The organism is Paenibacillus sp. JMULE4, assembly GCF_013337105.1.
In the GTDB taxonomy this organism is placed as follows: domain Bacteria; phylum Bacillota; class Bacilli; order Paenibacillales; family NBRC-103111; genus Paenibacillus_G; species Paenibacillus_G naphthalenovorans.
Genome location: NZ_SGWF01000016.1, coordinates 252,745 through 268,792, shown reverse-complemented (window position 1 = coordinate 268,792; position 16,048 = coordinate 252,745). Strand labels below are relative to the sequence as shown.

General features: G+C 43.2%; 18 protein-coding genes and 1 pseudogene. 2 read left to right on the top strand and 17 right to left on the bottom strand.

What is annotated here, in order from left to right:
* Window positions 1-42: 42 nt before the first annotated feature.
* From EXW96_RS18600 to EXW96_RS18570, 7 genes are all read right to left on the bottom strand, one after another.
* On the bottom strand, window positions 43-492 hold the full coding sequence (locus tag EXW96_RS18600) for a disulfide oxidoreductase (RefSeq protein ID WP_141336064.1): 450 nt from the start codon (window positions 490-492) through the stop codon (window positions 43-45).
* Window positions 489-1,205, bottom strand: a complete 717-nt coding sequence (locus tag EXW96_RS18595) for a DsbA family protein (protein WP_230876291.1) — start codon at window positions 1,203-1,205, stop codon at window positions 489-491. The genes EXW96_RS18600 and EXW96_RS18595 overlap by 4 nt, the downstream gene beginning before the upstream one ends.
* 45 nt (window positions 1,206-1,250) lie before the next feature.
* Window positions 1,251-1,427 carry a cytochrome c oxidase assembly protein gene (locus EXW96_RS28645; RefSeq protein WP_375256467.1) on the bottom strand — a complete coding sequence of 59 codons (177 nt, stop codon included), beginning with the start codon at window positions 1,425-1,427 and terminating at the stop codon, window positions 1,251-1,253.
* A complete protein-coding gene (locus EXW96_RS18585) occupies window positions 1,382-2,056 on the bottom strand; it encodes a cytochrome c oxidase assembly protein (RefSeq protein ID WP_174351135.1) in 675 nt (224 codons plus the stop codon). Before EXW96_RS18585 ends, EXW96_RS28645 begins: the two co-directional genes overlap by 46 nt.
* A 149-nt stretch (window positions 2,057-2,205) precedes the next feature.
* Entirely contained in the window at window positions 2,206-3,066 is an 861-nt protein-coding gene (locus EXW96_RS18580; RefSeq protein WP_155615430.1) for a M56 family metallopeptidase, read from the bottom strand.
* The gene (locus tag EXW96_RS18575; RefSeq protein ID WP_174351134.1) at window positions 3,041-3,496 is read right to left on the bottom strand and encodes a BlaI/MecI/CopY family transcriptional regulator; all 456 of its coding nucleotides are present in this window, start codon (window positions 3,494-3,496) and stop codon (window positions 3,041-3,043) included. The genes EXW96_RS18580 and EXW96_RS18575 overlap by 26 nt, the downstream gene beginning before the upstream one ends.
* 18 nt (window positions 3,497-3,514) lie before the next feature.
* A complete protein-coding gene (locus EXW96_RS18570; protein WP_141336068.1) occupies window positions 3,515-3,877 on the bottom strand; it encodes an ArsR/SmtB family transcription factor in 363 nt (120 codons plus the stop codon).
* A 320-nt stretch (window positions 3,878-4,197) separates the two neighbouring features.
* Between EXW96_RS18570 and EXW96_RS18565 the strand changes: the two genes are divergently transcribed.
* The gene (locus EXW96_RS18565) at window positions 4,198-5,175 is read left to right on the top strand and encodes a cation diffusion facilitator family transporter (protein WP_141336069.1); all 978 of its coding nucleotides are present in this window, start codon (window positions 4,198-4,200) and stop codon (window positions 5,173-5,175) included.
* 59 nt (window positions 5,176-5,234) lie between these two features.
* On the opposite strand, the gene resA is transcribed toward EXW96_RS18565, so the two are convergent.
* From resA to EXW96_RS18540, 5 genes are all read right to left on the bottom strand, one after another.
* Window positions 5,235-5,759: a thiol-disulfide oxidoreductase ResA gene (resA, locus tag EXW96_RS18560; RefSeq protein ID WP_174351133.1), complete on the bottom strand. Its 525-nt coding sequence runs from the start codon at window positions 5,757-5,759 to the stop codon at window positions 5,235-5,237.
* Window positions 5,760-6,494: 735 nt separating this feature from the next.
* The gene (locus tag EXW96_RS18555) at window positions 6,495-7,790 is read right to left on the bottom strand and encodes an IS110 family RNA-guided transposase (protein ID WP_141336071.1); all 1,296 of its coding nucleotides are present in this window, start codon (window positions 7,788-7,790) and stop codon (window positions 6,495-6,497) included.
* A 110-nt stretch (window positions 7,791-7,900) separates the two neighbouring features.
* Window positions 7,901-8,182, bottom strand: a complete 282-nt coding sequence (locus tag EXW96_RS28640) for a PrsW family glutamic-type intramembrane protease (RefSeq protein ID WP_375256466.1) — start codon at window positions 8,180-8,182, stop codon at window positions 7,901-7,903.
* A 23-nt stretch (window positions 8,183-8,205) separates the two neighbouring features.
* Window positions 8,206-8,523: a PrsW family glutamic-type intramembrane protease gene (locus tag EXW96_RS28635; RefSeq protein ID WP_174351132.1), complete on the bottom strand. Its 318-nt coding sequence runs from the start codon at window positions 8,521-8,523 to the stop codon at window positions 8,206-8,208.
* Between the two features lie 93 nt (window positions 8,524-8,616).
* Complete coding sequence (locus EXW96_RS18540) at window positions 8,617-9,330, bottom strand: cytochrome c biogenesis CcdA family protein (RefSeq protein ID WP_141336073.1); 714 nt, start codon at window positions 9,328-9,330, stop codon at window positions 8,617-8,619.
* 350 nt (window positions 9,331-9,680) lie between these two features.
* Here EXW96_RS18540 and EXW96_RS18535 point away from each other — a divergent pair, with 350 nt between their 5' ends.
* Window positions 9,681-10,769, top strand: coding sequence for a copper resistance D family protein (locus tag EXW96_RS18535; protein ID WP_141336074.1), 1,089 nt, complete (start codon window positions 9,681-9,683; stop codon window positions 10,767-10,769).
* 297 nt (window positions 10,770-11,066) lie between these two features.
* On the opposite strand, the gene EXW96_RS18530 is transcribed toward EXW96_RS18535, so the two are convergent.
* The 5 genes and pseudogenes from EXW96_RS18530 to EXW96_RS28630 form a co-directional block, all read right to left on the bottom strand.
* A complete protein-coding gene (locus EXW96_RS18530) occupies window positions 11,067-12,518 on the bottom strand; it encodes an IS1182 family transposase (protein ID WP_174351131.1) in 1,452 nt (483 codons plus the stop codon).
* Window positions 12,519-12,679: 161 nt separating this feature from the next.
* Window positions 12,680-13,011, bottom strand: a pseudogene (locus EXW96_RS18525) (four-helix bundle copper-binding protein).
* Window positions 13,012-13,072: 61 nt separating this feature from the next.
* Entirely contained in the window at window positions 13,073-14,392 is a 1,320-nt protein-coding gene (locus EXW96_RS18520) for a cell wall-binding repeat-containing protein (RefSeq protein ID WP_141336112.1), read from the bottom strand.
* 283 nt (window positions 14,393-14,675) lie between these two features.
* A complete protein-coding gene (locus tag EXW96_RS18515) occupies window positions 14,676-15,317 on the bottom strand; it encodes a F510_1955 family glycosylhydrolase (RefSeq protein WP_141336075.1) in 642 nt (213 codons plus the stop codon).
* Window positions 15,318-15,337: 20 nt separating this feature from the next.
* Window positions 15,338-16,012 carry a sensor histidine kinase gene (locus EXW96_RS28630; protein WP_141336113.1) on the bottom strand — a complete coding sequence of 225 codons (675 nt, stop codon included), beginning with the start codon at window positions 16,010-16,012 and terminating at the stop codon, window positions 15,338-15,340.
* Window positions 16,013-16,048 lie beyond the last annotated feature (36 nt).

Below are 16,048 nucleotides of genomic sequence, written 5' to 3'. Positions count from 1 at the left end.
TATCATATGTTCTTTGAAGTTGAATGTCAATCGTGCTTATGTCTAATTTTCATTATTTTGCGAATTTGATGGCTTCAATAAAAGCATGCACATGATTATAAGCAAGAAGGCAGTCAACGCTAAGAAAGGAATCGTAATAAAACCTAACCAATCGATGTAATCAACGTTGCAAGGAACTCCTTGCGTACACGGTTTAATCTCTACAAATCCCGGTATTTTCTGAAGCATATAATGGTATAAAGAAATGGAGCCACCGATGATGGACAACGGCAACACATACTTTTTCAATGATTTTTCATTGTAATAAGCAGCAATACCAAGGATCACGCTTAGAGGGTACATAAAAATTCGTTGATACCAACACAAATCGCAGGGGATAAAACCTAATACTTCACTAAAATAAAGACTTCCTGACGTTGCAACTACCGATACGATCCAAGCAAAATATATTAAATAATTTTGAATAAAAGATGGTTTACCTGTTTCCATCATTGTTTATCCCCTATTTCTTTATCTATCAGTTCTTTGATCATATTTATATCAAACGGATTTTCCAAGACCGTACCGTTGATCATGACTGTAGGCGTTTGTTTAACCCCAAATTTCTGCACCAATTCATTGTCTATTTTAACCCTTGAGGCTACTTCTTGATTTTTCAAATCTTCTTTCAGTTTTGTCAGGTCAATCGTTGGAGCTGCCGTTTTGACAACTTCCAAAATTTTCTCTTCCGTTATCCATAGTCCGTCATGATTTGCTTGGGGTTGAGCTTCATACAACGCTTTATGGAACATCCAAAACGCTTGTAGGTCTTGCGCAAAAACGGCTTCCCCGGCGAGAGCGGCCAGTACGGACTCCTGCTCGTGAAATAATACATTGATATACGCAAATTTCAGTTTACCGGTATCAATGTACTCTTTTTGCAACTGTGGGTAAACAACATTACTCCAAGCTTTGCAGGACGGACATTTATAGTCTCCAAATTCAATAAGGGTTACAGGAGCATCATCGTTTCCGAGAACTGGCTGATTTACAAGTGAAGGTGGCTCTTGAAATACTGTAGATGGTTGATTTTTATTTGACGCCATGTTTGAGAATATAAATAGAGCTATAAGTAAAACAATAACTGTTAACGTTATGATAACAAGAGGTTTGGTAGAGTTTCCGGTTGGCTTCGACGAGTAATTCATGTGTTTATTTTTTGACATCTCAGTTTCCTCCAGCTAAGATTTTATGAATTGCTTAAATATTCCTTATTCTTCCTGCTCGTCAGAACGTTCTTTTCGGTACCATCTAGAAAAAAGAATACCTAGAGCTATACCGAATACGCCCTCCTGCATAATTTTCATGATGACTCCACCCAATTGCTGGTCTCCAAGAGGCGTTAAAAAAGGAAACCATGGCTGTACAGCATGAAAGGGTTTGTAAATGAGATTATCAGCAAAAATAATAAGTGCACATGCTGGGTATAATAAAAACCGTTTAACACAACGTAACCTATCTTCTTCAAATGACTTAGTTGGTTGAGATCCGGATCAGGACATGTTACGACAAACCACATTTGCATAGCAGTCAGGAATAAAAGAGTATGAGCAAACACAGCAGCTAACGGCTGTTCTCCTGACATTATCCAATCGTAAATCGCTGGAAAATGGTAAAAAGATAATAAACCATTAAATAAAAAAACTGCTAAAATTGCATTTGTAATCTTAGGCAATATTTTTTGTCTAAAAGCCTGTGGAAGTATGCTTCGAAACAACCAAGTTGGGATTCCTGCCCATAATAAAGGAGGGACGACGAAATAAAGCAGAGACTGCTGGAGCATATGGGCGCTAAACAAATAATGATGTCCGAGAGTGCTTAATGGGCTTCCCAGCGCTCCTCCTGCGACGATCAGGCCTAAGACAAAATAAAACCTTTGGATCGTCGGTACCGGTTCTCCTCCTTTAAATTCTTTGTGGAGAGGTCCGGTAATTAGTAAATAACCGATCAGTAAGCAAATCACCACAAGCCAAGCATAGGGGTTCCACCAATCCAAGAAAGTTAAAGACTTGCTCAAATTAATCATCCTCTACCATTCGAAATAACTACAACGCATCGTTTTAATGTTATTTCAATTCCAAGGAGAGTGTCAATACGTCATATGAACATTTGGGAATATGTTCTTTTTTTGGACAAATAAAAAAGCGAGGTTTGTCCTCGCTTTAGTTATAAACAACTGAATATTACGATAGTTGTTACAAGCATTCCTATTCCAACGGATGATACTAAAGTTTTGTTAGAGAACAACTCCACACCTTGTCGTTCTTCCAAATCTAAAATTTGCTTTAACCGATAATTGATCGCCGTTTTTGAAAAATCAGCACAAATTGGAACGAAATGTATAGAGCCCAAATTAATCATTTTAACAAGTGCGGAAGCAATTGGTGTTGAATCCTCCATTCTCTCAATCGCAAATCGGTCGGCCAAAAGCTCAATCCAGATGGCGTAATAATTCGATAAACCTTTAAGAACAGGGATATAAAACATTACTCGCGCTAATCGTTTCAGTAACCATTTTTTAATGGGATGGCGATAAGTAACGTGGTAAGCTTCATGAAGGAGAACGGCTTCCATTTCTTTTTCATCTAAACCTTGAATTAGTCCTGTAGAAAGTATTATTTTTGGATTACTTATACCCGATGTCAATGCCAAAAACTGTTGTTCCTTAATAACGAGGATCGGCATTCCCAGGAAAGCAAATTTCCGATTCCAATGTTCAGATAACCTTTCATCCTTATGCTGTCGGACGAACCGATTCCAGCGCAAATGATCGAAAACATCCTTGAATCCGTTAAACACCAGGGCACTAATTGTGATGATTGAAATAAAAGTTAAAACCGCTTCCCCAAAGGAATGGGCAAACCAGAAATCCTGCCAAACAAAGCGGGAAAGCCGCATAAAATCAGGTATCCAATTGAGGTCATTAAACTGATGAAAGAAGGACCAAGCGAGCTGAATCCATATAATACAAGCAACGGCCACGAAGACACCAAAAGCGAACTCAGCTGGATTTTGAATTTTTTTCATGCTGATTCCTCTGTTTCGCTTCTTGTAATTTCAGCTCGACTTTTTGCAGCAGCTGAGGGTCCACCTCTTCCAGAACATCAATCATATGAGCTACAATCACTTCTCCGAAATCTTTGACTAAACCTTCTGTTACATTTCTTGTTTGCTCTTTAATAAAGGCTTCCCTGGATACTACAACCTTAAACTGAGCAAGTTTACTTCGGCCTCTTCCCCCAGCTTGTTTCTTAATAATACCTTTATCGGCTAGTCTATTTAAAACCGTCATAATCGTATTAACCGAATAGTCGTATTCTTCCTTTAAACCCTCCCGAAGTTGATGAACATTCATCCAGTCCTCAGATTCCCACATTAATTCCATGATGCGTGATTCTAAAGAGCCCAGAAATCGGTTTACCCCTTCCTCTTGCATACGATATCCAACTTGTTTCATCTTCATTCGCTCCCTTCCTCAGCTATGTTTAACGTGCTGAAGCATCTGTACAAAAATTTGTTCGATATGTTCGTCGTCAAGTGAATAAAAAACGGTTTTTCCTACTTTTCGCCGCTTGACGATACGAAGATTTCGCAAATACCTGAGCTGATGAGAAACTGCGGATTGCCCCATCTCTAATACTTGAACGATATCATGAACGCAAAGCTCGTGTTTGAGAAGGGTATGGATGATCTTAAGGCGTGTAGGATCCCCTAGAGCCTTGAAAATTTCAGCTAAACTTGACGCTGTTTGTTCCGATATTAATTGCTCTTGCAGCACATGGATATTCGATGTTCCCCCACATGTATCTTCACATTGCTCCTGAATGATATTCTCCATTGTGTTTCCCACCTTTTGACGATAAAACTTACGATTAGTTTATTATAACAGAAATCATTTTATTTTACCGCCAGCATTAGACATGAATATCCGGGAATAACAAAAGATAAACCATTTCCAAGGATGGGACGTCAACGGCAGGGGAAACATAAAAATAAAAGTACGAGAAAGAATATGGCTACCATACTTAAGAACAAACGGCTTATCCAAAGGCAATAAGAATAAGAAGGTATGTTAACATTAAATATTGCCTTTCACGACAATGTGGAATATAATAACATATGAATAGTTGTTCATATGTTATTATGGAGGAATGTACGATGTCAAACAATATTCATTCGCATCATGATCATGACCACCACGATCACAACCATGCTCATCGGCATGGACATAACCACGGACATGCTCACGGGCATGGACATTCGCATGCACCCAATAATAAAAAAGGATTAACAATTGCTCTTATTATAACGAGCGGAATCATGTTATTAGAATTTTTTGGAGGTTTGATCACTAACAGTTTGGCCCTCCTTTCGGATGCTGGCCATATGCTCAGTGACGCCGCTTCTTTAGCTCTAAGTTTGATTGCTATGTGGTTTGCTGTAAAGCCTGCCTCTCCTCGGAAATCGTATGGGTTCTATCGATTTGAAATATTAGCCGCGTTATTTAACGGAGTGACGCTGTTTGTCATTGCAGCTTTCATCATCAAAGAAGCGTATGGACGATTTTTCGATCCGCCAACCGTTTCCAGCGGATCGATGATTTTAATCGCTTTGTTTGGATTGCTGGCCAATCTTTCGAGCGTATGGGTGCTGCTCAAGCAAAGTGATGTCAAAGATAACATTAATGTACGCAGTGCTTATCTGCATGTCATCGGAGATGCTTTAGGTTCTGTCGGCGCCATCCTAGCCGGATTGCTAATGCTTTTCTTTGATTGGTATATCGCTGATCCTATAATTAGCGTCCTCGTTGCGGTACTTATTCTGAAAAGCGCATGGGGGGTCATACGCAATGCTGTTCACATCCTCATGGAAGGTACACCGATAACGATTGATTTAAATCTAGTGAAACATACGTTAGAAAAAATCGATGGCGTAATTAATGTTCACGACCTTCACGTATGGACAATTACTTCAGGCCTGGACTCATTAAGCTGCCATATCTTAATTGAAGATTCCAAAGACAGCCAAGAAGTATTACAAAGCGCTGTTCAAGCAATTGAACAAACGTTTAAAATCCAACACACGACGATCCAAGTGGAGAAATCAAATTTACAACACGCTGAATGTAAGGTCTGAGGAGCAAGAGTAAAGACGAACTGTTCCATTGGACGGTTCGTCTTTTGATTAGAGCTTTATTAATTTTTATCTGCCTTTACTATTTTTTCAATACGGGTTTGAATATCACGTTCCGTCATTTCTCCGACAAATATGTCTTGTATGATTCCATTTGCATCAATGTAAAACGTTGTCGGATAAGAAGAGACTTTGTATTTCTTCCTTATTTCATCTCGGTCCATAAGAATAGGGAAGCTTATATTATACTGCTGTAGAAACGAACGTACTGTTATCGGACTTTCATTCAGATTAATACCAACAATCTGTACCTGCTTATCTTTCCAAACCTTGCTCTGCTTCTCCAAGGCCGGCATTTCTCTTACACAAGGCGGGCAGAACGTCCCCCAGAAGTTCAGGACCAAACCACTCCCTTTAAAATCCGATAACTCATATGTTTTCCCATCCAAAGACGCCAATTTAAAATCAGGAGCTTTTGCCCCTTTCTTCACTTCTTCCGAGTCCTTCGCGGCAGAACTCCAAAATGCAAACGCCCCGGCCGCTATTACACACATTAAGATCCCCATTTGAATCCACCGTCTGCGCAACGTACCACACGCTCCTCTGAAAAATAAATACAAACTGAATACAAATATCCACCTACACGCTAGACTTGAAGCCTGTTGTATTTTTTCTCTTGTGAATCCCATCGATTGCTAAAAATAATAATACCGAGGGTTGGGAGCAGCACTACTCTCGAGATTAAGTAACTCATTTCGAGCGACCCTCTTGTCACGAATTCCACAAGCGTAAACAAAACAGTCAGTGTTATTCCAAAGCCAATGAAACCATTTCGAAAGACATATCTTTGCCTACCCAACTTCCGCGTGCTGGCCCATTTAAGCAAAAAACGACCATTGGGATTTTCCATTGTTTGTTTCCTCCCACTATTATTTAATGTTTTCTCGCGTTTTCTCACTCGTTCTTAGATTTTCAACCATCGACCATCCTGAAAGATGGAGAAGTCATGTAGCTATGACATAATTATCTGGAGGAGGCGGAGGCGGGAATAGAGGTTGGGACGCTGTTCCCAATCTATGGATGAGTCGTATGACCGCACTCTGGATATCCACTCTATTCCCCCGACGGCTTACCCTCCTCCCATGTCACGCTGGGTCTTAGCCCTTACATTCCTTCGTTCTGCCTCTCGAGGTGTGGACGCCGTTTCCTTGCTCCTTTACTGGGTCGTTGCCCTTATGGAAATAGATCCTACGGCTGCTCCGTGCTTCAATTGTCGTTGGTTTATTTCAAGTTCTGTGTGAGAAACGTGAAAATGGTTTGAATTAAGCTGCCATCTGTAACTGGGCCTGACGTACCGGCCCCAGAACATCGGATGGCTGGTACGGAATGCGTTTGGTGCCTAGCGTGTACAATACTCGGATTAATTTACCACAGAGCGCCACAATGGATTGCTTCTTTTTCAGCGGGTTGTGACTTCGCTTCGTGAAGTACTGGTGCAACGCCTTAAACTCGGCGTTCTTCGCCACCATCGGCATCATCGCTCGGAACAACAAAGCCCGAAGCCTGGATCTGCCACGCTTTGTAATCGTCGATTTGCCTTTCTTCTTGCCAGAGCTGTTTTCTTTTAGATTTAAGCCAGCGAGCCGAATAATCTGCTGGCCGTGGTCGTAACCACTAAGGTCCCCGACTTCAGCCAGGAAGCCGGCGAGCGTCACGATGGCAACACCAGGGATGGTCAGCATTTCTTTCGTTCCCGGAATTTGAGCTAACAAACGCTCCACTTCCATCATGATGTCCTCAAGCTGCTTGGCGAACATCTCGTATTGCTCCAGAAGAGTCTTCAGCTCGATTTTCGCTGCTGCCAGTCCTTGTTTAAGGCCGATGGAGGTTCTCGCCGTTTCAAGCAACTGCGACGCTCGTTTGGGACCGACGGCGCGCTTTACGTCTTCTTTCCAACGACGCACGATTGCGCCCACACCTAGCGCCGCAATCTCGCTCGGAGTCGGGAATTCACTCAGCGTAATCAGCGAAGCCTTGCCCTCCCAGTCCTTAAACACCTGGCCATACTCCGGAAAGAAGCGGTCTAACCAATTCTGAATGCGGCGCTGGACTTGGCCGAAGTTAACCATGACCTTCTCCCGAAGATTCATCAGGATCCGAAGATCTGCGTAGACGTTCATCGGCAATTTAGGCTCGCTGTATTTCCCATTGCGCACCAGATCGGCGATAACCTTGGCGTCTTTGTAATCGTTCTTGGTCGGTGAGTTGTCCTCAAGCTCTTTGCTCTTGTTTACGTGATGCGGGTTAACAACGACGACTCTTACGCCTTCACGCTGCAGATATTCAGCCAGTGGAAACCAGTAGTGTCCGGTGGGCTCGATCCCCAAGACGATTTCCGTCTTGTGATGTCGCCGCTGAAGCTCCTTCATCCACGTTACATGTTTCGTTAAGCCTTGATGATCATTGCCGAACACGCAGTCTTTACCGAGCTCGATTCCGCGGAAATCGACGGCTCTGGCGACATGTGTTTTCTTGGCAATGTCGGCTCCGACAACAAGAGTTGATTCGGTAATTTGTTGAATTCGTTGATTCTGTTTCCTGGCGTGTTTATACTTCATTGTAGAGTGCCTCCTGCGCTGGGATTTGTTCTTTGGTCGGAACGTTCCCCAGTATACAGAAGGTACTTTTTTCATTCAAACCTCGAATTCATTCATTACAGGAATGGCTCCTATTTTTCTGCAAGACCCACCGCACCCTTGCCAATACTGAGATTCATTTTTCGAATATTAAACCACCAAAGGAAGCTCATAAATGTAATAAGTAATCCACGGCCAAATGGCATTTCCAAATGATTCATAAGGTTAAATACACCATGAAAACAAGCTGGGAGGAGGATGGAAAGAATATAGTACCGTATTTTCGGATTGTTTTTCATTTTAGCAAAATAGTATCCCATAGTAATCCCAAACAAAACGTGTCCGGAAACAGGAAGCAGTGCACGCGTCCAGATTACAGAAAACTCGTTTCCGTTCCCTAGAATAACATAAAAAGGTTTTCAACCGTTGCAAAACCAGCCGCTATCGCTACGGCGTACACAATTCCATCAAAAAATTCATCAAACTCAGTATGGTTGTATATTAAAAAGTACAGCAGAAACCATTTGATGAACTCCTCAAACAATCCCGACAGCAGGAAGGACTCGATCCATATGCCCCCATTATAAGGAGCAAGTATACTCTGCACAACGATTAACGGAAACACGACTAATCCGCCAATGATAAACACTTTGATTACCAGTTTAAAAGGCTCTGGTTTTAACTGGTCTTTTAAATAAAATAAGCAAGCAGGCACACCCCCGGTGCCACGGCTCCTATAAGCTTTGAAATTACCTCCATGCGCACCACCCGGTTTTCGGTTCTTATATAATAGGCCATTCTGTTAACATCAGAATCCCGTAAATCCTCCATATAAACGAATAAAGAAAATGGTAATTTTCGTCATCTGATCTGTATATAGAAGTATGCCGACGACTACCATCATCCCTCCCCCAATTTTCATCATCAAGGCCGAATATTTCAGGAATATTTTAATCTGACTAATAAAAAAGCTCATAATGAAAAATGGTACGGCAAATCCGATCATATAGGCCGTTAAGTAGTACACCGATTGCTCCGGATTTGTAACCCCGAGTGTCATAATTGTCGTCAAGATCGGTCCAATGCACGGAGTCCAACCTGCTGCATAGGTAATGCCAACAAGGAATGAACCTACATACCCTACCGGTCTTGAATTCAACTGAACCCTCTTTTCCTTCAACATCCATGTTGGCTTGAAAATCCCTACCATTGTTAGCCCCATAACCACAATCAAAATTCCGCCCAACTGTCGTAGTAAATTTTGATTTGACGTAAACAATTGTCCTATCAAACTTGCCGACATACCTAAAGCGATATAAATGATTGAAAATCCCATTATAAAGAAGAGCGTATGTAAGAGCACCCTCTTTTTCTGCAAATGATTTCTCTCTTCAATATCCTTGACAGAAACACCGGTAATATACGAAATGAAGCTTGGATACAGCGGTAAACAGCATGGTGACACGAAAGAAAGAATTCCCGCTCCTAATGCTACCCAAATTGTAATATCCGTTGTAAACATAGATCACCTCGTAATGTTTATCCGTATGCAGGCCTACTAAATTAATAAATGATCATATCATTATATATAAAGTACCACATCGATTATTGATTAAATACTATGCGATGTAGTATATTAATGACAATCTCATGAAACTTTTAGAGACTCTTAGTATAGCACCAAAAGATTAGAGGAAGTTCTATTGAGAATGTTCAAAATATCGCTTCATTTATTTAACTAACTGCCTTTTTTTTCTTGTATAATAAGTTCGAGATATCCATTTTACAATAGCGTTACAGTTTTGATTTGGTTTTGTGAAAGGGCCGTGTTTGTTTTCGGGGCCTTCATCATGACTATTTTAAGGAGAAGAAATGGTATATATTACTGAATTCCTTTTATATTGTTGCTTTTGTATCTTAGTCGGACATCAAATATTAACATTTGTACCTGAACATAAGCGTCCTGAAATTATAGTTCCTGATTGGTTAGTGAACGTATCTATAGTCGGAATAGCTGTTTTATCCTTTTTCCCACTTCTGAGGATTACGACTATGCTTTCAGGAGAATTTGAAGCTGAGTTTGGAGTTATTTTTAAAGGAATACTGTTTGATTTTAATATAGGACACGCTTGGCTGATAACATTAGTATTAGCCGCTGTATTGATAAGTGTACGCTACATTAAGAAAAATACAAATGAACCAAAACTTGAATATATAACATCAATATTTACATTTGCTTTAATATTGGCATTTGGCTGGGCCAGCCATTGCACAGCCAGTTATCAGTTAAAGGGCTTTATTCCACACGGAATTCATTTTCTGGCCGTATGCATTTGGATAGGTACTTTATTAGTCGTCTCCTGGTTTTCCAAGAACAGTGATAATTGGCTAGCTTTTTTAAAATGGTTTAGTCCAGTTGCTTTAATTTGCTTAGTCGCAACAATAAGTGCTGGCTTCTTTTTAATGACGCTTTTAGTACCCGATTACGTGAATTCGTGGATCGTTCCTTATGGTCAAGCTTTACTATTTAAACACTTATTTATTATACCTTTGCTGACATTTGCCTTTATAAATGGTGTTTTGGTAAAAAGAAAACTATACTCTAATCCACAATTTAATCCGATACCGTGGGTCAAGGCAGAAAGCATTTTTGCTTTACTGGTTTTCTCTGCAATGGCGGTAATGGGACAGCAATCTCCAACAGAGAATCTCGCGGCTGTCATCCAATTTGAGAAGCCATCTGCATTGTTCCAAACTTTTTATCAGGAAACAATCGAGCCTTCAACTTCAATACATTTGGTGCCAAACGAAACCAGCATTTTGTTAGCATTTATTGCAGTACTCTTTTTGCTCTCAATGCTGATATTATTCCAAAAGCGAATAAACAGCGGATTGGCAACGGTTTTTGGGATTTTATTTGTCTGTACCGCTTATACTGCATTAATGTTAGGAATTCAATAATATTCTGCACTCCCAAGCGGAGTGCTTTTTTAATACTCCCAAAGGCTGAATCAGTTCATCATGCACATCATAAACATCATAGAACCGTTCATCATGGAACCATTCATCGTTTCATCTGCCCTCCCTGCTTCTATGTAGTGGATTCATTTAAAAATCCCCCTAGTTGCATGAGGCCACTGAAGAACTATCGTTTTTTTGTCTCAATAGCCTGAACAACCACAAAAAAGACATCTGTCCTCAATATTGGGACGGATGTCTTCTTTTTTAGATCATATCCGGTCATTCGAGCTAGAAGTTTTAATCAGCTAACTTCAATATTCGCTTGAGATTTATGGCAAATATGGCCATAGCGCCTTGAAGCTCCATGCCAAATAGACCCGAGGATGTGGCTACATCATACCCGTGCCTGTGTTTGAGCTCACTGTTTTTCGCTTCAATTTTGTAGCGCTCCTTGGACTTTTCTTTAAAATACTCCGTCTCTTGGAAAGCTATTTGCTCCGAGTGTTCTTCAGATTTAATACTTACGGAATAGCTCTTGCTTTTGGCGCCTTCCTTGTAACAGCCTTCTTTGAGCGGACAACGCTTGCATCGCTCTACATCAAAATAATAGGTGTCCACCTGGTTTTTACCGACGCCTTTCTTGCCTTGTCGAGCTTTACGGATGGCCATGTGGCCAGCCGGGCATACGTACATGCCGGCATCTTTGTTGAAAAGAAATTCGTCCTCTTTCTTACGGTTGCCTTGCGTAATGAGTGGATTAAGCTTGGCTACCAGTTCAATCTTATTATTCTTCGTGTATACAATGTTATCTTTCTCGGAGTAAGCTGTATCGCCTATGACGGTTTTGATCTGCATGCCGGTTGCCTTGCTTTTTTCGATGAGTGTCTGCAATTGTTTACCGTCATTCTTTTCGCCCGTTGTAATAACAGCCGCTGTAATGATGCGTTCCTCGGTGATCGCCAGATGTGTTTTGTATCCAAAGAAGGCAGAGTCTGTACTCTTATGTCCGACCCGCGCATCCGGATCCGCCGCCAGACGAAGGTGTTCAACGTCATCCGCTACGGTTTCCTTCAGCAGGTTAAGAGGCTCTAGAATTTTCGGCACTTGTGCGATCCCGGATTCGGTTTCGATGAAGGCGACGAGCTTCTGACAATACTCGATTTCGTCTTCAAGTACATGGGTAGTGTTCTTTGCTGGCATTTTCGATTTAGCCGACTCATCCATGGTATACACCGCTTTACGCAATTTCCGCGCACGATCTTGCAGGATTTCTTGCGGTGACTTCTGGTTGTAACGTGCTTTCGTATGCGTAGCGTCCACGATAATGGAGTTACTCTTCAGAATATTCTGCTCAATAGCAAGAACCACCGTCTTACCAATGAGCATGTCCAACAAATTCATATCTCTTAACCGCAGTTTGCGGAATTTTGTCAGGGAGCTCGGGTCGATAACAGAATCCTCCGGTGCCATGCCGAGGAAGTATTTAAACGACATGTCGTACTTCGAGCGTTCGACAATGTCTACGTCAGACAGTTCAAAGATGGCTTTCAGCAGCAAGTATTTAAACATGCGAATGGGATCAATGGCGTTACGTCCATTGTCCAGACAGTATTTCGCTTCTAGTTCTTCATAAATGAAAGTGAAATCCACCAGTTCGTTGATTTGACGGAGCATATTGTCCTTTGGAACGACGATGTCATACAGTGCCGCATAAGGACTCAGAACTAAGGTTTGTTGTTGCCGAATCATCCGCTCTCACCCGCTTTTCGTGATGACTCCATTATACGGCAAAAAAGGTACAGCCTCTTCAATTTTCTTGAAGAACTGTACCTTTTTCTAGATGGCGGACTTTTTCAGTGGCCTCAGTTGCATAGGGGGATTGAGCAAATTACTTAGCTGATATCAATCCGTTACGCGGCCATGGCCCTGCAAGCTTTCGCACAGGAGAAGCACGCTTCGGCACAACGTTGATAGTGCTCGTGTTCATGCTTTTTGCATTCATTCCCGCAAGCCTCACAAACCTCCGCACAGATACGGCAGAGCTCTTTCGCGTAGGAACTGTTCATCGACATTGCTTGCGCGGTGAAGGCACAAATATCGGCACATTCCCGGTCCAAACGAATGCATTCTTTCATCATCGCGACATGATCTTCTTTTAGACAAGCGTCATAACAGTGATTGCACCCCCTTGCATACAACGGATACATTCCTCAATGCAGGATTGAAATTGTTCGTGCGACATGGGTAGTAGCCTCCTTTTGTTTGTTCTATATGGTTACCCCATTTGAGAGTAAAACCATTCATTAATGTTTCATGCCCGGCATGCTAAACATATCATGTCCTGCTGATCCTCCGGTAGTATTTGGCTGTGTGGTGCCTGTGTTCGTTGTGCCACCACCATGACCTCCATGGCCTTCCCCAGATGCGGATACGATCTCAAGCATCGTATCGATCTCGCCCTGTGCCGCGGCGCTAAGTGCGTCATCGCCGCCGGTTAACCAAGCATGATTGTAAGGCCCTTCGGTGGGAGATTCTTTATACTTCGGTTGAATAGACATCACATACGACATAACGGAATCCGGCATCTTAGCTTTATTGGTCCAAAGCAGCGGCGCATGTTTACCTAAATGGGAGAACGGCGCAGCGGCCAGCGCCAAGGCTGGCGTATCCTTACTTACAAACGAAAAATTGTGTCCCGGCGTGGTAATGCCCCATCCAAAACCGGTTGCTGGGTCTTTGTATTTCGCAAACGCAACGGCATTTTCATACGGATCGTTCCCGGCAATCCGAACAACCTTCCCGTATTCATCCAATTGCTTTTCCACGTTTGCGGATACTACAGATTCCGGTCCAAGAATGTAGATATTGGCTTTTCCTCCACGCGTTTTTAGGGCATCTATAGTTTCCGCAGGAACTTCATCCTTTTTGACATAAAGCAATGGCTCCGGCATGTGAGCGATCCAGTTTACCGCAGGGATCGTATATTCCTGACTGTCCATCGAACCAACGATGACCGAAGGCGGATTCTCACCTGCGGTTTTCGTATAATAGGCATCAATTGCTTTGGCTACCGCTGCTGGATTGCCGCCTGCGATTTTATCCGTTTTCAGTCCAAGCTCCTTGACTTGATCCTCTACTTTTTGACCGAGATCGCCGACGAGCACGACCTGAACGCCGCTGTTCATCTCCACGCCTTTCGGCTTTAGCCGCTTGAGTTCGTTTAAGGTGACGTCGGGAATCCCCTCCTTATTCACGAATAACACAGGACCGTTATTCGGATGGTGAATCAAATCCGCGCTAGCCAGCGTCGTTTGCCAATCCTGTGGATTCGCAAGGACCACGCCGCCCGGCCGGTTATCATCACTTGTGGCCATCCAGAGGGTTTGCGATATAACGGCGGCAGCCTCGGCCGGATCGTTTGTGTTGATGCGCGTCGTGTTTTTCGATGCCAACCATGGACTTTTAACCGCTGTCGCCGGTTGACTTTGGGTGGTACTCTCCTGCTGCCCCACACCCGTATTATGTCCCTCTTGCTGCGAGGACGAATCGTTATTGTTGAAACAGCCCGTCAAAGCCAAGGCCGTAGCCACAGAAACGATTCCGACTTTCATTATCTTGGCCATGTTTTTTTTCATTTCACAACCTCCTATTCATGGTTTTTTTTGGCTTGTCCTTGATCAACGATTTGCTGCCAAGCGACACCATTATCAGTGGAAACATAAACGTCTTTTTTTCGGTGGCGGAGGCCCATTCTTTCGGACTGGTCGGGCTCCCCGATAGGTACGCAATCACGTCACCGTTTTGCACCGGCGTTTTAATGGTGACCGGTTGTTTCGTTTCCAGATTAACGTTAACCAGTTCGGATTTTCTGGTACCGATCAGCAGCTCCCCTTGATCCGTAAAAGCTTATGCAGAAACCGGCTGGTCGGTATAAACAGCGGCAAACGTTTGACCGTTATCCTTCGAAAGATAAGCACCCGAGGTTGTGCCGATGGTGACGATCGTGTCCTGTGTCGGATGAACTGCGAACGCCGTAATCTGCCCGGAAAGACCAGTCATTGGGCTGTTCACCCACGTCTTGCCCTCATCTCGACTGTAGAACAACCCAGCATGCTTCATTTTCGATTTTGGCTCGGAATTCAGGACATAAACGGTATGCGTTCGGTAACTCACGCTCATGCCATGAAGTTCCACTTCACCCTCCAAAGCCAGAACGGTAATGGATTTCCCTTCATCGGTACTTTTAATCAGGCCCATGGGATTTTTGTAGGTGGAACCGACTGCAGGATGACCGCTGCTGTAAAAACCGTTATCGGCCATCGAAAAACCCATATAATCATGCTTCTCCCCTGGGGCGTCACTCCACTTGCCATCGGCATAAACTTTTAGCCCGTTAAGTGCCGGAATCAAAAGACGTTTGCCGTCGCTGGAGTAACCAAGGCCATGAATGTGCGTAAATGCTGTACCCCCCGCATCGTGGGAGCCATGCCCATCGTCGGCCGTTTTCTTGGAACATGCTGTGACCGCTGCTGCTATGACAACTGCCATCGCGAGTGTGAAGATTTTTTTCAGGAAAACATCCCCCTAAACCGATTTTCTATGTGTTGATCTCCGCGCCAAGTCAGACGATTGGCTGGATAGTATAAGTATAACCAGCACTTGTGAAGATCCTGTGTAGATGTACAGGTGTTTGGCTTAAAATGAACGGTTTTCTTTAGGCAGTCGGATAGTAAACTTGTTCCATGCTTGCTTTCTGCCCACACTTGCCCGCCATGAGCGGTGACTAGCTTCTTTACGATAGTTAACCCCAAACCGCTGCCGCCGGTTTTCCGGTTTCGCGACTTGTCCCCCCGGTAAAATCGCTCAAAGATATACGGTAAATCCTCTTGCCCAATGCCGCTGCCCGAATCCTGCACGCGAATCAGCACGTCTTGTGGTTCCTCGACAGCTTCAACTTGCACCTGTCCATTTTCCGGCGTGAATTTCAATTGAATCGGTGTCCATAATCCCCCCATCCAAACCGAGACGGCAAGCAAGTGGACAAGATCCATGCCCACAGCGAAGTATCCCCCATAACGCGGGTAAGTGGAATGGCCGGTAGAAAATGGCCAGATCAAAACCGCGACCACCAAGCCTACGAGCTGAAGTTTGTTGCGCAGCAGAAGGGTGCTGGTCGACAAAAGGATGATTTGCAAAATTGGAATCCAGACAAACTGCAAAGCTAAAAATTCAGACAGCGGCATTTGCTGCAGTTCCAAACGTCGCAGAATAATTAGTTG

Bases quoted from the DNA above. Each gene is read 5' to 3' on its own strand.
- EXW96_RS18540 (WP_141336073.1), bottom strand. From the start codon at position 9,330: ATGTTTACAACGGATATTACAATTTGGGTAGCATTAGGAGCGGGAATT.
- EXW96_RS18600 (WP_141336064.1), bottom strand. From the start codon at position 492: ATGATGGAAACAGGTAAACCATCTTTTATTCAAAATTATTTAATATAT.
- EXW96_RS18575 (WP_174351134.1), bottom strand. From the start codon at position 3,496: ATGAAACAAGTTGGATATCGTATGCAAGAGGAAGGGGTAAACCGATTT.
- EXW96_RS18595 (WP_230876291.1), bottom strand. From the start codon at position 1,205: ATGTCAAAAAATAAACACATGAATTACTCGTCGAAGCCAACCGGAAAC.
- EXW96_RS18580 (WP_155615430.1), bottom strand. From the start codon at position 3,066: ATGAAAAAAATTCAAAATCCAGCTGAGTTCGCTTTTGGTGTCTTCGTG.
- EXW96_RS28630 (WP_141336113.1), bottom strand. From the start codon at position 16,012: ATGCCGCTGTCTGAATTTTTAGCTTTGCAGTTTGTCTGGATTCCAATT.
- EXW96_RS18515 (WP_141336075.1), bottom strand. From the start codon at position 15,317: ATGGCAGTTGTCATAGCAGCAGCGGTCACAGCATGTTCCAAGAAAACG.
- EXW96_RS18535 (WP_141336074.1), top strand. From the start codon at position 9,681: ATGGTATATATTACTGAATTCCTTTTATATTGTTGCTTTTGTATCTTA.
- EXW96_RS18565 (WP_141336069.1), top strand. From the start codon at position 4,198: ATGTCAAACAATATTCATTCGCATCATGATCATGACCACCACGATCAC.
- EXW96_RS18520 (WP_141336112.1), bottom strand. From the start codon at position 14,392: ATGGCCAAGATAATGAAAGTCGGAATCGTTTCTGTGGCTACGGCCTTG.
- EXW96_RS18530 (WP_174351131.1), bottom strand. From the start codon at position 12,518: ATGATTCGGCAACAACAAACCTTAGTTCTGAGTCCTTATGCGGCACTG.
- EXW96_RS18570 (WP_141336068.1), bottom strand. From the start codon at position 3,877: ATGGAGAATATCATTCAGGAGCAATGTGAAGATACATGTGGGGGAACA.
- EXW96_RS18555 (WP_141336071.1), bottom strand. From the start codon at position 7,790: ATGAAGTATAAACACGCCAGGAAACAGAATCAACGAATTCAACAAATT.